This is a genomic window from Campylobacter concisus (assembly GCF_003048535.1).
GTDB classification, from domain to species: domain Bacteria; phylum Campylobacterota; class Campylobacteria; order Campylobacterales; family Campylobacteraceae; genus Campylobacter_A; species Campylobacter_A concisus_S.
Genome location: NZ_PIRQ01000008.1, coordinates 43878 through 61485, shown reverse-complemented (window position 1 = coordinate 61485; position 17608 = coordinate 43878). Strand labels below are relative to the sequence as shown.

Annotated in this window: 16 protein-coding genes; 14 read left to right on the top strand and 2 right to left on the bottom strand. The window is 39.2% G+C overall.

The features are described from left to right. Nucleotides 1-22 precede the first annotated feature (22 nt). From CVS93_RS08055 to lpxD, 3 genes are read left to right on the top strand one after another with little or no spacing between them, the layout of a single operon-like run. The gene (locus CVS93_RS08055) at nucleotides 23-1717 is read left to right on the top strand and encodes an acetolactate synthase large subunit (protein WP_234400123.1); all 1695 of its coding nucleotides are present in this window, start codon (nucleotides 23-25) and stop codon (nucleotides 1715-1717) included. A 5-nt stretch (nucleotides 1718-1722) separates the two neighbouring features. After that, nucleotides 1723-2184, top strand: coding sequence for an acetolactate synthase small subunit (gene ilvN / locus CVS93_RS08050; RefSeq protein ID WP_223154400.1), 462 nt, complete (start codon nucleotides 1723-1725; stop codon nucleotides 2182-2184). Next, on the top strand, nucleotides 2184-3137 hold the full coding sequence (gene lpxD, locus CVS93_RS08045) for a UDP-3-O-(3-hydroxymyristoyl)glucosamine N-acyltransferase (protein ID WP_103582844.1): 954 nt from the start codon (nucleotides 2184-2186) through the stop codon (nucleotides 3135-3137). Before ilvN ends, lpxD begins: the two co-directional genes overlap by 1 nt. Nucleotides 3138-3262: 125 nt before the next feature. Here lpxD and CVS93_RS08040 read toward each other — a convergent pair whose 3' ends face one another. Both CVS93_RS08040 and pta read right to left on the bottom strand, forming a co-directional pair. Then, complete coding sequence (locus CVS93_RS08040) at nucleotides 3263-4459, bottom strand: acetate kinase (RefSeq protein WP_107687243.1); 1197 nt, start codon at nucleotides 4457-4459, stop codon at nucleotides 3263-3265. A gap of 1 nt (nucleotide 4460) precedes the next feature. Beyond that, nucleotides 4461-5828 carry a phosphate acetyltransferase gene (pta, locus tag CVS93_RS08035; RefSeq protein ID WP_107687242.1) on the bottom strand — a complete coding sequence of 456 codons (1368 nt, stop codon included), beginning with the start codon at nucleotides 5826-5828 and terminating at the stop codon, nucleotides 4461-4463. A gap of 68 nt (nucleotides 5829-5896) precedes the next feature. Here pta and flgH point away from each other — a divergent pair, with 68 nt between their 5' ends. The 11 genes from flgH to CVS93_RS07980 all read left to right on the top strand — a co-directional run bounded on the left by flgH (nucleotide 5897) and on the right by CVS93_RS07980 (nucleotide 17535). Continuing rightward, nucleotides 5897-6604: a flagellar basal body L-ring protein FlgH gene (gene flgH, locus CVS93_RS08030; RefSeq protein WP_021091364.1), complete on the top strand. Its 708-nt coding sequence runs from the start codon at nucleotides 5897-5899 to the stop codon at nucleotides 6602-6604. 345 nt (nucleotides 6605-6949) lie between these two features. Then, the gene (locus tag CVS93_RS08025) at nucleotides 6950-8095 is read left to right on the top strand and encodes a hydrogenase small subunit (protein WP_084041138.1); all 1146 of its coding nucleotides are present in this window, start codon (nucleotides 6950-6952) and stop codon (nucleotides 8093-8095) included. Nucleotides 8096-8104: 9 nt separating this feature from the next. Next, a complete protein-coding gene (locus CVS93_RS08020; protein ID WP_107687241.1) occupies nucleotides 8105-9823 on the top strand; it encodes a nickel-dependent hydrogenase large subunit in 1719 nt (572 codons plus the stop codon). Nucleotides 9824-9832: 9 nt separating this feature from the next. Beyond that, a complete protein-coding gene (gene cybH / locus CVS93_RS08015; protein ID WP_107687240.1) occupies nucleotides 9833-10513 on the top strand; it encodes a Ni/Fe-hydrogenase, b-type cytochrome subunit in 681 nt (226 codons plus the stop codon). After that, nucleotides 10513-11055, top strand: coding sequence for a HyaD/HybD family hydrogenase maturation endopeptidase (locus CVS93_RS08010; RefSeq protein WP_107687239.1), 543 nt, complete (start codon nucleotides 10513-10515; stop codon nucleotides 11053-11055). Before cybH ends, CVS93_RS08010 begins: the two co-directional genes overlap by 1 nt. Then, nucleotides 11052-12524 (top strand): hypothetical protein, encoded by a 1473-nt coding sequence (locus tag CVS93_RS08005; RefSeq protein WP_107687238.1) that lies wholly within the window; start codon nucleotides 11052-11054, stop codon nucleotides 12522-12524. The genes CVS93_RS08010 and CVS93_RS08005 overlap by 4 nt, the downstream gene beginning before the upstream one ends. Continuing rightward, a complete protein-coding gene (gene hypF / locus CVS93_RS08000; protein ID WP_107687237.1) occupies nucleotides 12508-14733 on the top strand; it encodes a carbamoyltransferase HypF in 2226 nt (741 codons plus the stop codon). The genes CVS93_RS08005 and hypF overlap by 17 nt, the downstream gene beginning before the upstream one ends. A gap of 45 nt (nucleotides 14734-14778) precedes the next feature. After that, a complete protein-coding gene (gene nikR / locus CVS93_RS07995) occupies nucleotides 14779-15192 on the top strand; it encodes a nickel-responsive transcriptional regulator NikR (protein ID WP_021091291.1) in 414 nt (137 codons plus the stop codon). Between the two features lie 16 nt (nucleotides 15193-15208). Continuing rightward, on the top strand, nucleotides 15209-15586 hold the full coding sequence (locus CVS93_RS07990; protein ID WP_107687236.1) for a Na+/H+ antiporter NhaA: 378 nt from the start codon (nucleotides 15209-15211) through the stop codon (nucleotides 15584-15586). Between the two features lie 87 nt (nucleotides 15587-15673). Continuing rightward, nucleotides 15674-16933, top strand: a complete 1260-nt coding sequence (locus CVS93_RS07985; protein WP_107687235.1) for a DUF2157 domain-containing protein — start codon at nucleotides 15674-15676, stop codon at nucleotides 16931-16933. Then, a complete protein-coding gene (locus tag CVS93_RS07980) occupies nucleotides 16930-17535 on the top strand; it encodes a GDYXXLXY domain-containing protein (protein ID WP_107687234.1) in 606 nt (201 codons plus the stop codon). The genes CVS93_RS07985 and CVS93_RS07980 overlap by 4 nt, the downstream gene beginning before the upstream one ends. Nucleotides 17536-17608 lie beyond the last annotated feature (73 nt).

The following is a 17608-nucleotide window of genomic DNA, read 5'->3' as shown; positions in this document are numbered from 1 at the left end:
TTATCAAAAGGCTAAAGTGATGATAAAACAGATTTCTGGTTCACAGATGATAAGCGAGGCCTTGCACGAAGAGGGCGTTGAGATAGTTTTTGGCTATCCTGGCGGTGCAGCTTTAAATATCTACGACGAGACATATAAACAAACTTATTTTAAGCACGTTTTGGTTCGCCACGAGCAAGCGGCCGTTCATGCGGCCGATGGATACGCTAGAGTTAGTGGTAAAGTTGGCGTTGCTTTTGTGACGAGTGGCCCTGGCTTTACAAATGCAGTCACAGGCCTTGCAACAGCTTATAGCGACAGCATACCGATCGTGCTTATAAGCGGTCAAGTACCAACATTTATGATCGGCACAGATGCTTTTCAAGAGATCGATGCGGTCGGCATTTCACGCCCCTGTGTTAAGCATAACTTTTTAGTTAATAGCGTTGAAGAGCTACCTCGCATCATAAAAGAGGCGTTTTATATCGCAAGATCAGGCCGCCCAGGACCAGTTCATATCGATATCCCAAAAAATATCACATCAAGACTTGGTGACTTTGTATATCCAAAAGAAATTTCTATCCCAAGTTACAAACCGACCTATAAGGGCAACTCAAAACAGATAAAAAAAGCAGCAGTTGCGATAAATGAAGCTAAAAGACCGCTTTTATACATAGGTGGTGGTGCGATCGCATCAAATGCAAGCGAGATCATACGTAAATTTATGAAAAAAACTGGCATTCCAGCGGTTGAGACGCTGATGGCTCTTGGCGTGCTTGACGCAAAAGATGAGCTAAATTTAGGCATGGCAGGCATGCATGGTAGCTACGCTTCAAATATGGCACTTAGTGAGTGCGACCTTCTTATATCACTTGGAGCTAGGTTTTGTGATAGGATCACTGGTAGGACGGATGAGTTTGCCAAACATGCAAAGATCATCCATGTTGACATTGATCCAAGCTCTATTTCAAAGATCATAAACGCCCATTTTCCAATAGTTGGAGATCTTACAAATGTGCTAACCGAGCTTTATGATGAAGTCAATGCAAAGCCTGAAAACTATGCTCCTTGGAGAGAAATTTTAGATAGATACTCAAAGTTAAATCCTCTAAGCTACACAGATAGCGACACAGTACTTAAACCACAATGGGTCATCGAAGAGACCGCGAAGATAGCAGGAGCTGATGCGATAATCTCAACAGATGTCGGTCAGCACCAAATGTGGGTGGCGCAGTTTTATCCGTTTAACCGAGCAAGACAGCTTGTCACAAGTGGTGGACTTGGCACAATGGGATTTGGCCTCCCTGCAGCGATCGGTGCAAAATGTGCAAAATCAGACAATCTTGTTATAAATTTTACAGGTGATGGCTCAATACTTATGAATATCCAAGAGTTAATGACTGCTCATGAGATAAATATGCCTGTTATAAACATCATTTTAAACAACAACTTCTTAGGCATGGTTCGTCAGTGGCAGACATTTTTCTATGAAAAACGCTACTCATCGACTGATCTTAGCTTGCAGCCTGATTTTGTAAAGATCGCTGAAGGATTTGGCGGAGTTGGCTTTGTTTGCAAGAGTAAGGATGAGTTTAGAAAGGCTTTAAAAGAAGCGATCGATAGCAAAAAATCAGCGATGATCGACGTTAGGATCGACCGCTTTGAGGATGTGCTTCCTATGGTTCCAGCTGGAGCTGCGATTTATAATATGATATTAAAGAGCAAGGAAGAAAAATGAGCAGTATAAGAAGAACGATATCAGTTATAGTTTTAAATGAACACGGCGTTTTGGCTAGAATTTCTGGGCTTTTTGCGGGCAGGGGTTACAACATCGACACGCTCACAGTTGCTCCAATACCTGAGAGCAACTTCTCAAGGCTAAGCATCGTAACAAGTGGCGATGAGAGAGTTTTGGAGCAGATCGTAAAGCAGCTTCACAAGCTCATACCTACATATAAAGTTATAGAAAGTGGCGAATTTGTCGAAAAAGAGATGGCGCTCGTAAAAATTCCGCTTGGTGAAAATTTTGCTGGCCTTGAAGCAATACTAAAGGCATACAACGGCATCGTGACAAACACAAATGAAAACTACATAGTCGTCATGGTGGCTGACGATGCGAGCAGGATAGAGAGCTTTTTAAAATCTATAAAGAAATTTAACCCAGTTGACGTCGTACGCGGCGGATCTGTGATAATGGATATATGATGAAACTAAGTGAAATAGCTTTAAAAGTTAACGCTACTTTTAGCGGAGAAGATATAGAAATTTTTGCTCTAAATTCTTTAAAAAATGCAAATAAAGCTGAGCTAACATACTGTGATGGCGAGAAGAATGCAAAATTTATAAGTACGTCAAACGCTGGAGCCATCTTGGTGACAAAATCGCTTTTAGACTTGGTGCCAGCTGGCATGGTCGCACTTGTCTGCGATAACCCACACCTTGCATTTGCCTTGCTTAGCAAAGATTATGCTAAGCCGCTTTTTTGTGAGCCAAAGCCATCAAATATTGCCAAGGGTGCAAAGATAATGCCAAATGTCTATATCGGCTCAAATGTGAGCATTGGTGAAAATACGATAGTCATGGCTGGAGCATTTTTGGGCGATAATGTAACTATTGGCAAAAACTGCATCATCCACCCAAACGTAGTCATCTACAACGACTGCGTCATCGGTAATGAGTGTCATCTGCTGGCAAACTGTGTGATCGGAAGCGATGGCTTTGGCTATGCGCATACAAAAACTGGCGAACATGTAAAAATTTATCACAATGGCAATGTAGTTTTAGGCGATTATGTCGAGATCGGTGCTTGCACTACGATAGATCGCGGCGTCTTTGAAAGCACGATGATCGCAAACCACACAAAGATAGACAATCTCGTTCAAATAGGTCACAACTGCGAACTTGGAAATGGCTGCCTCATCGTCTCACAAACTGGCCTTGCTGGCTCAACAGTGCTAGGCAGAAACGTCGTAATGGGCGGACAAAGCGGCTCAGCTGGTCATGTAAAAGTGGGTGACTTCGCGCAGATCGCTGCACGTGGAGGCGTTAGTAAAGACCTGCCTGGTGGCAAAAAATACGCTGGAGCTTACCCGATAATGGAGCTTTCAGATCAGTTTAAACTCCAAGCAAAAATTTTGAGATTTTTTAAGAAAAATTGATTGTAAGCTTTTGCGAGCTTAAAATCGCAAAAGCTTTTTATCTGGTAGTATAAAAATAATGCTAATTCTATTTTAAAACTAATTAGGCTTAAAATTTATATATCAAGTCTGGCTTAAACATCTATTTATTTGGCTTTGCTCTCTTTTATTACTCTAGCCGTTTCTATCGCGATTTCTAGCTCTTCGTTTGTTGGGATGATGAGCGTTTTTATTTTGGCATCTTTATCATCTATACACCTTTCACCTCTCTCGTTTGAGAAATTTAGATCGTGGTTGATGTGGATGCCAAGATGCTTTAGGTCATCACAAATTTTTTGCCTTGTGTTTGGTGCATTTTCGCCGATACCGCCAGTAAAAATAAGTGCATCTACGCGTCCCAAAACAGCATAATACGAACCTATATATTTTTTTACCCGGTAGCAAAACATATCAAATGCAAGCCTTGCACGCTCGTCATTTTCCATTTTAGCTACGACATCTCTCATATCGCTTGAGCCACAAATTCCAAAAAGTCCGCTTTTTTTGTTTAAAAAGTTATCGATCTCGTTCCACTTTAAAACACCGATATTTAGCAGGTAGATGACTACTGCTGGATCCATATCGCCACTTCTTGTACCCATTATGAGCCCTTCAAGTGGACTAAGTCCCATCGAAGTGTCGATACTTTTGCCGTTTTGCACCGCGCAGGCTGAGGCGCCGTTGCCTAAATGAAGCGAGATGGCGTTAAATTTATCAAACTCTATGCCAAGCATTTTTGCCGCTTGCTTGCAGACATATCTGTGCGATGTGCCGTGAAAGCCGTATTTTCTGATGTGATGAGCCTTGCAAACATCGTAGGGTAGGGCGTAGCGGTAGGCGTACTCTGGCATGCTTTGATGAAAAACAGTGTCAAAAACGACCACGTGAGGCACGTTTTTACTCTCTTTCATCGCATTTTTGATGCCAGCAAGGTGCCCTGGGTTGTGAAGTGGGGCAAGAGGGCTTATCTCCTCGATCTTTTTAATGACACTCTCATCAACGATCATCGAGCTAAAAAAGCTCTCGCCACCATGCACTATCCTGTGTCCTATGCCGTCAAGCTCGCTTAGATCGTGCAGTGTATGTGATGTGGTAAAGAGCTCGTTCATCGCCTCAAGTCCGTCATGGTGGTCTTTTATAAAGCGTTTTATCTCATAAACTTCGCCATTTGCCTTTAGCACGGCTCTTGAGCTAGAGCTGCCGATTTGCTCGACTAGGCCACTTGCTAAGCTTGTTTTTGTCTGCATATCAAAAAGTTGAAATTTTACCGAGCTGCTACCTGAGTTTAAAACCAAAATTTTCATATTATTCTCCTGCTTGTATAGCACTGATTAAGATAGTATTTATCACGTCTTCAACGAGGCAGCCGCGACTTAGGTCGTTAACTGGCTTTTTTAATCCTTGAAGTATCGGACCCACGGCTAGAGCGTTTGCACTTCGCTGAACTGCTTTATAACAGATATTTCCGCAGTTTAAATTTGGAAAGATAAAGACATTTGCATGCCCAGCCACATCAGAGTTTGGCATTTTTTTACTAGCCACGCTTAGATCAACTGCCGCATCAAACTGAATAGGCGCAGCTATTTTTAAATTTGCATCAAGCTCGCTCGCCTTTTTAGCAGCCTCTTTTATAAATTCTACATCAGGCCCACTTCCACTATCAGCCGTAGAGTAGCTTAGCATAGCGATCTTTGGACTAATACCAAAGGCACTTACTGTTTGAGCACTACTTAGCGTGATACTAGCTAGCTCATCTGCGCTTGGATTTGGCGTGACAGCACAGTCGGCAAAAAGCAAAATTTCCTCTTCAAGCGCCATAAAAAATGCCCCACTTACCACGCTTACATTTGGCTTTGTTTTTATTATTTGCAAGGCTGGGCGGATCGTATCAGCCGTGCTCATCGTAGCGCCACTTACCAAGGCATCGGCTAGGCCTTCATAAATTAGCATCGTAGCAAAGTAAATTTTATCTTTTGCAAGCGCATTTGCCTTGACTTCGTCCACGCCTTTATGCTTTCTTAGCTCATAAATTTTCTTTGCAAATTCATCTGTCAGCTCGTTTTGTTCTGGATTGATCACTTTGGCTTTGCTTAAATTTAGCCCCAAAGCGGCCGCTTTTTTTGAAATTTCATTTTCAAGTCCTAGCAAGATGATATTTGCTGCGTCTTTTTCTAGTACGATATGAGCCGCTTTTAAAATTCTCTCATCGTCACTCTCTGGTAAAACAACGGTTTTGTTTGCAGCTTTGGCCCTTTTTAGAAGCAAGCTTTGAAATTTAAATGGTGTGATGATATCTGTTTTGTAGCTCAAAATTTCATCGATCTTATCGGTGATTAGAAGCTTTGAGTTTGGATTTAGTGCTTTTAGTTCACTTACATTTTCGTCAAAAATTGGCGTGTTTAAATTTTTTGCTAGCTTTAAATTTAGCTCGCTTTTGCCAAAGACACTAAAACTCTCACATCCAAGGACTATGACAAAGTCGCTTTTGGCTTTTAGCTCTTCAAATTTATCTATAAATTTAAGAAAAAACTCTTTTTCATTTGAACTTATTAAGTTATTTTTATCGTTTTCATCTGGGATTATTTTGAAAATCTCAACTTTTTTGAATTTTGTAGCTATAATTTCTTGCAGATGTGCTAAATTTTTGTCTGTAAAAACGTAACAACTTTTCATTTGCGACCTTTTTAGGAACTTAAATTGCTTAATTTTAGCACAAAGATACTTATTTTAAGGCATTTTTTATGAATCATAAAACGATTTGGCTCGTCTTATCTGCGGGCATTATTTGCACTGGCTGCACACCAAGTGCTGATCCTCATATCAATATGAAACCCCCAGTTTATGTCGAGCAACTCCCTTCAAAAGATAGTGGAACCGGACAAAGCAACGCTGGCAGCCTCTTTGGTAAGGGCGAGAATCCGCTATTTTCAGACAGAAAGGCGATGAATGTAAATGATATCGTGACTATCGTCATCTCAGAAAATGCAAGCCAAACTTCAACTGGTAGCAAAAGTACCAACAAAGATAGCACTATCTCGCTTGGTGGCGGTGTTTTCACAGCTGGGGCTGCACCGCTTTCAACTGTGGCTGATAATCTAAATAAATACGGCGACATAGGCTTTAAAGCAGGTGGTGGCAATAAATTTACAGGAAGTGGCACGAGCAACAGAAGCGAGAAATTTACCGCAACCATTTCAGCCAGGATCATAAAAATCCTAAATAATGGCAATTACTTTATAGAAGGTAGCCGGGAGCTACTTATAAATGGCGAAAAACAGATCATGCAAGTAAGTGGTGTCATCAGACCTTACGACATCTCACAAAATAACGAAATCGACTCAAAATATATAGCTGACGCTAAAATTTTGTATAAAACAGAGGGCGAGCTAGACAAATCTACCAAAAAACCTTGGGGCACAAGACTTATGGAGGCTATCTGGCCATTTTAATGCAACTTTAAAAGCCTAAAATTTAATCAATTTGGGCTTTTAAAAATTTATATCTCAAAAATTTCTCTCGCCTTAAATATGCTAAATTTTTAAAAATTATTAAAAATTATAGTTGATATTTACTTTCAGAATAACATGCTTAAAATATTGAAAATTCATCAAAACAAAATAAAATTTCTCAAAATATTATTTTTTATATTTTGAAAATATATCGCAAAAAAGGGATTTTAAATTTTTTAGTTAAAATTTATTTAATTATAAATATTAATTTTATAAAATAATTTTTTACTTCTTTAAACAAAGATATTATTAACAAAAGTAAAATTTTCAAGCAAAGGAGCTTATATGAATAATGACTTGCGTCAAAAGATAGATAGGCGCTTAAGTGAGCTTAGTGCGTTGCCTAAGATGAAAAGCGACTCAAGTATTGCGCAGCTTTTAAAAGAGAAGGGCTTTACGAGGCGTGATTTTATGAAGTGGGCTGGTGCGATGACAGCTTTTATGGCTCTACCAAGCGCGATGACACCGATGGTTGCTCGTGCTGCTGAGCTTAGTGACAGGCTTCCTGTGATATGGCTTCATATGGCAGAATGCACAGGCTGTAGCGAGAGCTTACTAAGAACCGATGCTCCAAGCATAGATAGTCTTATATTTGACTACATAAGCCTTGAATACCACGAAACTATCATGGCAGCTTCTGGTTGGCAGGCTGAAGAAAATTTAGAGAGCGCGATCGAAAAATACAAAGGCAGATACATCCTACTAGTTGAGGGCGGTATCCCAACTGGTGCGACTGAAAATTTTCTAACTGTTGGACCTCATGGCACAACAGGTAAAACTCATGCTGTAAATGCTTCAAAAGACGCAGCTGCTATCTTTGCGATCGGCACCTGTTCTAGCTTTGGTGGCATTCAAGCTGCAAGGCCAAATCCATCAAATTCAGTGGGACTTTCAAAGGTAACTGATAAACCAGTTATTAATGTTGCGGGCTGTCCACCAAGTGAGAAAAATATCGTTGGCAACGTGCTTCACTTCTTGCTTTTTGGCACACTTCCAGCACTTGATGTTTACAATAGACCAAAATGGGCTTATGGCTTAAGAATTCACGATCTTTGCGAAAGACGTGGTCACTTTGACGCTGGCGAGTTTGTCCAAAACTTCGGCGATGAGGGTGCAAAAAATGGCTACTGCTTATACAAAGTAGGCTGTAAAGGTCCATATACATTTAATAACTGCTCACGCGAGAGATTTAACCAGCACACATCGTGGCCAGTTCAAGCAGGTCACGGCTGTATAGGCTGCTCAGAGCCAGACTTCTGGGATACGATGGGACCATTTGAAGAGCCTATGGCAGATAGACTCTTTGATACTGTTTTAGGTCTTGGAGCTGATAATGTCAGCGATAAAGTTGGCATTGGAATTTTAGCTCTTACTGGCATTGGTATAGCAGCTCACGCTGTTATAGCTTCTATGAGTAAAGATAAAGAATAAGGCGAAAAAATGAGTGAAAAAAGAATAGTAATAGACCCTATAACTCGTATCGAGGGACACTTAAGAATAGAAGTTGTTGTAGATGAAAATAATGTCGTAAAAGAGGCGTATTCTGGCTCAACTCTTTGGCGTGGCTTAGAGCAGATCGTAAAAGGCAGAGACCCAAGAGATGCTGGCTTTTTTATGCAAAGAATTTGTGGCGTTTGTACATACTCGCACTACCGAGCAGGCATTATTGCAGTTGAAAATGCACTTGGCATCAAGCCTCCATTAAATGCTGAGCTAACTAGAACGCTGATGAACGCAGCTTTATATCTTCACGATCACATCGTGCATTTTTATCAGCTTCATGGCATGGATTGGGCGGACGTCGTCTCTGCACTAAGTGCAGATGTGCATAAAGCTAGCGAAGAGGCGTTTAAATATACTGATCTGCCATTTGCCACGGGAGCTGACAAGCTAAAAGAGGTAAAAGAGAGGGTTGAAGCATTTGTTAAAAAGGGCAACCTTGGACCATTTGCCAACGCATACTGGGGACATAGCACATATAAATTTACGCCAGAGCAAAATTTGATCGTTCTCTCTCACTACTTAGAGTGTTTAAGAATCCAAAGAACTGCAGCTCAGATGATGGCTATCTTTGGCGCAAAAAACCCACATCCACAAAGCTTAACAGTTGGTGGCGTGACCTGCGTGATGGACCTTATGGATCCAGCTAGAATGGGCGAATATATGAGCAAATTTGCCGAGATTAAAGAATTTGTAGATAGAGCTTACTATCCAGATATCTTGATGGCAGCTAAAGCTTATGGTAATGAGCCAAGCGTTCTAAACGATGTTGGTGTGGCAAATTTACTTTGCTACGATGAGTTTTTGATAGGCAAAAATGATCATCTATTTAAAGGTGGCTATATCTTAAATGGCGATCTTAGCAAGGTTTATGATGTTGATGAAAATAAAATCACCGAAGAAGCTACTAGGTCTTGGTATAAAAACGACAAAGCGCTTCACCCATATGACGGCGAGACTGAGGCAAACTACACAGGTCTTATTGACGGCGAGAGCATAGACGCCGAGGGCAAACTAGCTCATAGTAAGCTTTTTGATACAAAAGGCAAATATAGCTGGATCAAAGCACCAAGATATGATGGTTTGCCTATGCAAGTAGGTCCAATAGCAAGTATTGTTATAAACTACGCTAGAGGCAACGAGAGAGTTAAAAAGGTAGTTGATGAGTTTTTAGCAAAGAGTGGATTGCCATTAAGTGCAGTTTTCTCAACTCTAGGCAGAACCGCTACTCGTATGCTCGAGGCAAAAGTAGTAGCAGAGCATACAATGGATGCATTTAATGCCTTGGTAGAAAATTTAAAATCAGATCAAGAGACTTGCGCAAAATATGTAATCGATAACAAAAAAGAGTACAAAGGAAATTTCCAAGGCAATGCTCCAAGAGGTGCGCTTAGCCACTGGTGCCGCATAAAAGATGGTGTTATCACAAACTGGCAAGCAGTCGTACCAAGCACATGGAACGCCTCTCCAAAAGATGCGCAAAACCAAATGGGAAGCTACGAAGCGTGCTTAGTTGGTTTAAAGATCGCTGATCTTTCAAAACCACTCGAGATAATACGAAAAATTCACTCTTACGATCCTTGCATCGCATGCGCTGTGCATGTTATGGATACAAAGGGAAATGATTTGAGTACTTATAAGATAAATCCAAATTTGTAAGGAGAGAATATGTCACATAAAAATGCTGACAGGATCAGCGAATACGAATTCTCCATCGGCGTTAGGCTGACACACTGGATTAGATTTGCAGCGATCACACTTTTAGTTGTGAGCGGCTACTATATCTCGTACGTTTTTGTGAGTCCAGAGATCACGAGCGAGCCTACAAATTTTATGCAAGCAAAGTGGCGTATGGCTCATCAGATCGCTGGCTTTGTGCTAATAGCGGCGTTTATCTTTAAATTTTATCTATTTGTCTTTGATAAACATAGTAAAAAAGAGTGGATGAGTGTGGTTGATTTTCTAAATCCAAAAATTTGGATCGCACAGATTAAGTATTATCTTTTTATGGGACCACATCCGCATTTAAGGGGCGTTTATAATCCTTTGCAGTTTGCCTCATACTTTTTCTTTTATCTTATTTTGACTCTTATTTGCCTAAGCGGTCTTGTGCTTTATGTTCATGTTTATCATGAGGGACTTGGCGGAGCGCTTTATGAGCCAGCTAGGTTTTTTGAAGAGCTTATGGGCGGACTAGCAAATGTCAGAACGATACATAGAATTTGTATGTGGGTCATTGTGATTTTTGTGCCTATTCATGTTTATATGGCAGTATTTAACGCTGTTAAAGGTAAAAATGGAGCGATGGACGCTATCGTTAGTGGCTATAAATTTGTAAAAGAACACTGATGAGAGTGCTGGTTCTTGGTATCGGCAACGTGATGTTTGCCGATGAGGGCATAGGTGTTCATTTTGTAAATTTGATGGACAAAAACTACAAATTTACAAGTTCTAAAAACGAGCTTACTCTAATGGACGGGGGCACTTTAGCCCTCGCCCTAACTCACATCATAAGCGAATTTGACTATCTTATCGTCGTTGATTGCATTAGCGCAAACGGCGCAAGCGTGGGTGATGTTTATTTTTTTGATTTTCTAAATGTACCAAATTTTATCAGCTGGGACGGCTCGGCTCACGAGATAGAGATGCTCCAGACCCTTCATCTAATGGAGCTTGCAGGCGATAGGCCTACGACTAAAATTTTAGGTATCGTGCCTAGCCGCATAGAGTCATCAAATTTTAGCCTCTCAGATGAGGTTATGAACGCTTCTAATATTTTAAAAAAAACGCTGCTCGATCACTTAAAAGAGCTTGATTTTAAGTGTGAAAAGGTGGCAAATTTTACCCTAAATGATATCGTTGATGAATACGCTAAAAAAGGTTTAAAATGATACTTGCTTTTAAATTTACTTGCCACAAAGACGCTTCGTTTCTAGCGCCATTTTTACGCTTGCTTGCTGGCGATCTAGCTCATAGTATAAAGTGCAAAGATGATGAAATTTGTCTAAAGGTAAGTGGAGATGCCAGCGAGCTTGAGAGCGTGGCAAATAAAGCAAGCACACTCTTGCCATTTAGTCTTTTTATAAAGCACAGTGAGGTCTTGGCTGCAAGTGAGCTTGATGAAGATAGTAAGATAAATGAGATAAAATTTAGTGGCCTAACTCCGACTCAAGCGAGCACATTTTTGGCTAGCGAAAAGGCTATCTTAAATGAAAGTGGCGTGCTATGTGAGAGTAAATTTGAGGGTGAGATAACGCTTGGTAATTTTAATGAAAAGCTTAAAGCTTGCCTAAATTTATTAAAAAACGGCAAGGGCGTTTGCGTAGAGCAAGATGAAAATTTATATGAAATTTCTCTTGGTGTAAATTTTGACGCAAATTTCTTGATGCCTGTAAATTTAAAGCAGCTACCAAAAATTTTTATCGCCGATGATAGAGTTTTGACATTTCTAGCTAGTTTTGAAAAGCCACTTCTAGCACTAAAGACGACAGCCATTTATAGACAAAACCACGATGATGCACCGCTATTTTTTGATGTGATGGCACCAAACGATCTTTTTCTTTATGCCGTTTGCGAGCAGCTAAACAAAGAGGGCTTTAGCTTTTTAAGCATTACTGTAAAGGAGCAAAAAAATGCTCTTTCAAGGCTAATTTTACTTGAAAATAGCGCACTTTTAAGCCCATTTTTCTATACAAAAAACGAGGAATTTGAGTTTAGTAATTTTAGTGATATAGCTTTGGGGCTAAAATTTAGCAAATTTAGCGATGATGAAATTTGCCTGCTTTCAAAATCAAGCAAAACGCAGCTTCTATTTTTACCAAAATTTAGTAGCTTTGAAGAAATTTATGAGCTCATAAGAGCCGATGAGGGTGGCGAAAGGCTACTTGAAAACTTCAGTAAAGAGTACGCCTTGCCAAGCGGTAAATTTAGCTCAAATGCTAGCTTTTTCTCGCTATTTTGCATAGCTGGACGCTTGCTTGGCTTAAGCGATGACTTTAAGAAAGCAGGGGAGAATTTGCTCCTTATGGCAGCTGATTTTAGCGGTCAAAAGGGAGTTAGGATCGATTATAAGATGAAAGATGACTTTGGTTTAGACGGGGTTAAGTTTGTAAAAAGTATCATTTCGTTTGTCCTTGCTGGCGCTGGAGAGAAGAACATCAGCTTTGGTTGCACCGAGTCTTTGGCGCACTTTTTGAGCGATTTTAGCTATGAAAAACGAGATAAATTTAATATCAAAAATGTTACTTTAAGCGGGGATTTATTTTATAATAAGGTAGTTAGCAACTTGATAAAAAAGCACCTAAACCCAAATATAAAAACAAATTTTAACCCCGGATTTGGCGTTGAGATCAAGCTTTAGATATGAGATCAAAGGCTTAGTTCAGGGTGTGGGCTTTAGACCTTTTGTCTATACTTTGGCGCACAATTTTGCTCTTGTTGGTGAAATTTACAACGACGATGAGGGAGTGAAGCTAAATTTTAGCGGCGAAGAGGCTAGCTTTTTGGCTTTTGAAAAAGAGCTTTATGAGAAGCTGCCAGCCCTTGCTAGGATCGATGAGCTAAAGAAATTTAAGATAGATAAAATTTATGAAAAGCTTGAGATCATCGCTTCAAAGTCGGCAACCAAACAAGCGCCTATCTTGCCTGATTACGCACTTTGCGATGACTGCTTGCACGAGTTTTATGACCCCACAAATCCACGCTACAAATACCCTTTTATAAACTGCACCAACTGCGGACCGAGATTTTCTATCATCAAAGCATTGCCCTACGACAGGATAAATACGACGATGAACGAGTTTAAAATGTGCAAATTTTGCGAGAGCGAGTACAAAGATCCGCTTAATCGCCGCTATCACGCAGAGCCGATCTCTTGCCCAAACTGCGGGCCAAGGCTCTATCTAAAAGATAAATTTGGCAAAGTCTTGGCTAGTGGGAACGAAGCGGCTAAAGAGGCAGCTAAGCTCATAAACGAGGGCAAAATTTTAGCCATTAAAGGGCTTGGTGGCTTTCATCTGGTTTGTGACGCGACAAATGAAGCCGCAGTTTGCGAGCTAAGAGCTAGAAAGCACCGCCCAAGCAAGCCCTTTGCTCTGATGAGTAAAAATTTACAAAACGCTAGAAAAATAGTGCAAATTTCAGAAGCAGAGGCGAAGCTTCTTAGCTCAAATTTAAAGCCGATCGTCTTGCTTGAAGCAAAAAACGGCTCAAATATCGCAAAAAGCGTCGCGCCAAATTTAAATAAGCTTGGCGTCATGCTCGCATTTAGTGGCATACATCTTTTGCTATTTGACTATTTAGAACATGATATCATCGCAACTAGCGCAAACATCTCAGGCGAAGTTGTGATAAAAGACGAGAGTGAGCTAAGAGAAAAACTAGGTGATGTCATAGATTTTTACCTTGATCACGACCGAAAAATTTACTCGCCAAGTGACGATAGTATCGCTTTTTGCGTTGGTGATGAAGTGATTTTTACAAGAACGAGCCGTGGCTTAAATCCAAATTTCATCCATACAAATTTCAAGCAAAAAGGGACATTTTTAGCCCTTGGAGCCGAGCTAAAAAGCTCATTTTGTATCTATAAAGACGGGCTTTTGATGATTAGTCCATATATCGGCGATCTAAAAAACGTGGCGACTTTTGATAGGTTTAAGGATATTTTCACCATTTTTGAAACGACTTATGATCTAAAAATTGACAAAGTCATAGCCGATCTGCATCCAAATTTTTTAAATACAAAATGGGCAAAAGATCAGGGCTTTGAGCTAGTTCGTCTGCAGCATCACTACGCGCATTTGCTAAGTGTGATTTTTGAAAATGAGCTAGTAGACAAAGAGTATCTTGGTTTTTGTTTTGACGGCACAGGATATGGGGAGGACGGCAAAATTTGGGGTGGCGAGGTCTTTAGGCTAGATAAAAATAGTTACGAGCGAGTTTATCATTTTGATGAATTTAGCCTATTTGGGGGCGAAAACAGCATCAAAAATATCTATCTAATCGCATATTCTATTATTTTAAAATACTCTCTTGAGGACGAAGCTAGTAAATTTTTAGTAAATTTTGATGAAAAAATGCTTGCAAATTTTAAAAAAATGGAGCAAAAAGGACTAAACTTAATAAAGACTAGCTCGGTTGGTAGGATATTTGACGCATTTGGAGCGATTATTTGTGGGCTTTTTCACTCGAGTTTTGAGGGCGAGAGCGGCATGAGGCTTGAAGCGCTTTATGATAAAAATTTAGATGCGTGTTACAAATTTAGCCTAGATAATGGAGTTATTGGCTTTAAAGAGGCTTTTAAAAGTGCTTTAAAAGATGAGCCAAGAGTTGCTGCAACGGCATTTATAAATGGCTTGGCTGATATTATTTTTGAAATTTCAAAAAAAGAAAAAATGGAAATTTTGCTAAGCGGTGGAGTTTTTCAAAATAAGACTTTACTCGAACTTATTTACAAAAAATTTACTAAAGTAAATTTGAAATTTTATATCAATAAAAAATTCTGTAGCAACGATTCTAACGTAAATTTAGGGCAAATTTATTATTATTTATCCACATTTTCTAATAAGTGATGTATAATGATTATAAACGGTAATCAAACGAGAAAGGAGCAGAAAATGGATAGTGTTATACGTTTTAGTGTTTCTTTACCTAGTCAGTTGCTTGACGAACTAGATAAAAAGGTTAGCGAACAAGGCTACGCTTCTAGGAGCGAATTTACGAGAGATTTGATACGTGAAAAGATCGTAAGTGATAGCTGGAAGGACGCTAGTGAGGAGTTGATCGGGGTTTTGACGCTCATTTATATGCATCATCACAACGATTTGGTGAATAAAAAGATGGATATAGAGCATAGCTCTGATGTGAAAATCATCTGCACAAACCATGTTCATGTCGATCACCATAACTGCTTAGAAACGATTTCAATAAGAGGCGAGGCTGGCAAAATTGAACGCTTTGCTGAAAGGATCGCCGGCTTAAAGGGCGTAAAATTTTCTAAACTCACAAGGGCAGCTATTCCTAGGTTTTAGTTTTTTAAGGGTCTTTATGGGTTTTAGGAATTTTTGGGATTTTTTTATAGGTGAAGCTAGCGGCGGTATTTTTCTTATCGTTGCTGCTTTAGTGACATTTATCTTTGAAAATATTTTTTTAAGCAGTTTTTATAACTCATTTTTACAAATCGATACAAGGCTAAATTTTGGCAGATCGCCGATACAAAAGCCCCTTATCCTTTTTGTAAATGATAGTTTGATGGCCGTTTTTTTCTTTTTACTTGGGTTTAGACTTAAGCGAGAAATTTTTAAAGCAGAGCTTAGGAGTCTGGCCCAAGCTACCTTGCTAAAAATTTTTATCATCGGTAGCATTTTAGCTTCTGTATTTTTTTATATTTTAAATCACAATTATATTTTTTTGTTGAAAGACTAAGGCAGTGTCAATGGACATAAATACGGCATTTAAGACACTGGTTAGAAATTTGGTGTTTTGTATATCTTATAAAAGAAAGTGTGAATAATGAACTTCTTAAATAGAATTTTTCTAACAAAAGAGCTGGATCGGTGGCAAAGTGACGGAATAGTCGATAAAGAGACCGCTATAAAAATAGCAAATTTATATGACATCGATCCTGACGCTCATAGTGACAAGATAAGTTTTGTCCTAAAGCTCGTAGCATATCTATTTTTTGCACTAGCCTTTTTTACGCTCGTTGGTGCAAACTGGGAAGAGATACCAAGACTAGGACGTTTAGCACTTGTGTTATTTGTACTCGGACTTGTAAATTTTGGTGGAATTTACTATCTCGCAAAGGGAAAGGAAAATCTATCAACGGCGATGTTTTTTCTTGGAAATTTCTGCTTTGGTGCAGCGATTGCTCTTATTGCTCAAATTTATAACATTAGCGATGAGCCAAGCGGCGGTATCTTGCTTTGGAGTATCGGAGCGTTTGCGGTTTCTTTTGCTAGTAAGAAAGGTGTGTTGGTAGCCCAAAGCCTTATCTTTGCGACAGTTTGGTTTTTTATGATAGCTTATCAGGGTGACTTTGGTTTTGGCTTTATCATTTTTATAGCACTTGGCGCATATACGCTTTACAAAGACGACTCAAAATGGCTTGCTTTTGTGCTTTTTATAGATATTTTTATATACATCATTTCATTTTGCGGCTACATTAGTGGTTTTAGGGCGATATTTGATTATGGATTTTTGTTTGGACTTCCGATGGTTGCGATCGTGTCGCTATCTTATGCACTTTTGCTTATTAGTATTTCGCCGCTACTAGATAAATTTAGAGTAGGGCTTGGCGTATTTACGAAAGAATTTGGTAAAAATTTTGGCGTTTTTGTGTTGCTATTTTGTCTATTTTTATTTGAAGAAAGAAATTTATTTGAGCTTTACGATGAAAAGCTTTGGTTTGTGAAGTCATTTTTTAAAAGCAACTTTGGCTTTGTCTTTATCCTATTTAGTGTTGCTTATTTTGCACTATTTTTTAAAGAAAAAAACAAGAGTGGTTTGCTGCTTGGGGCGCTGCTCGTGTCGTTGCCATTTGTCTTTAGCTACGGGCCTGGTTACGCAAATATATTTTTCTCGCTCGCAAATATCATAACAGCTGCGGTCCTTATAAAAAAAGGTGAGTTAAAACTTGGTCTTTGTATGATATTTTTGGTTGCAGCCGTGAGGTATTTCCAACTCATAGGTGATTATATTGGTGCTACGGCACTGTTTATGGTGTTTGCTTTCATAGTACTAGTTGTGGCTAGAAAAGGACGTAAAAAATGAAGATAAAAGTATTAATAGTGGCTGTAGTTTTTCAAATTTTGCTTATTGGCATTATGCTTGGCTACGCGCTTATGCCGCTTTATTTTGGGCAAGAGGTAAGAGTAAGGGTAAGTCTTTACGACCCAAGAGATCTTTTTCGTGGAAACTATGTTGATTTAAACTATGAATTTTCAAATTTTCATTCAAGAAATTTTGACGAAAATGATAAAGATGACCGTTATATCGACCAATACGATGAGAGAGTAAGAGATGAAGCTAGAGTTTATGCTGTTTTAAAACCAGATGTTAATGGCACTTACAGCTTTTCCAAATTTAGTATAAGCAAGCCAGAGAATGGAGTGTTTCTGGCTGGTAGATATGACGGTTACTCGCTCGTAAAATACGGCATAGAGCACTTTTATATGTCGCCTGATAGTGCAACTAATACCGAAGATGAAATGAGAGAAGAAGACGTTGATGCGTATGCGATTTTGATGGTGATGGATAATGGCAAGGCTAGGCTAAAGGATCTAATAATCCAAAAGAATGCCCAAAAAAATAGTAAAAAACTACTTGGTGATGAAAATTTTGATAAGTTGGATGAGATTAGGCAAAAAGAGTAAAGTAAATTTAGTCAAAATGCTTGAAAATTTCATTTATATTTTTAAATTTAAATAAAAATTTAAATAAATAAAT